The organism is Streptomyces sp. BE303 (assembly GCF_036290945.1).
Lineage (GTDB): Bacteria > Actinomycetota > Actinomycetes > Streptomycetales > Streptomycetaceae > Kitasatospora.
Map to the genome: position 1 here is coordinate 1 of NZ_JAQYWZ010000413.1, position 423 is coordinate 423.

General features: G+C 72.8%; 1 protein-coding gene. It reads right to left on the reverse strand.

What is annotated here, in order from left to right; genetic code table 11:
- A partial coding sequence (locus tag PUR56_RS07380) for a hypothetical protein (protein WP_329948322.1) occupies positions 1-385 on the reverse strand: 385 nt, incomplete at its 3' end.
- Positions 386-423: the final 38 nt, after the last annotated feature.

The following is a 423-nucleotide window of genomic DNA, read 5'->3' on the forward strand; positions in this document are numbered from 1 at the left end:
ACGCCTCGTCGGCGGCCCCGGCCGGCGCTTGGGCGCGGGGCTCCAGCCAGTACCGCTGGTGCTGGAAGGCGTCGGTCGGCAGCTCGGCCGGTCGGACGCCCGTGAACAGCGGCGACCAGTCGTACGGGAAGCCGTTGACGTGCAGGTTCTCGAGAGCCGTGTGCACGTTGGTGAGTAGGTCTGGGTCGCGGCGCAGGTGCGGCGCCGTGACGGCGTCGGGCTGCTGGCCGAGCGCGGACAGCACGCCGTCCGGGCCGAGTTCGACGAACCTGGTGTCGGCCTCGAGGGCCGGGAGGGCGTCGGCGAAGAGGTCCGGCTTGCGGACCTGGTCGTCCCAGTTCTCCGGGTCCGACCACTGCACGTCACCGACCGGTCGGCCGGTCACCGACGACACCGCCGGGACCGAAGGCTCGGCGAAGGACA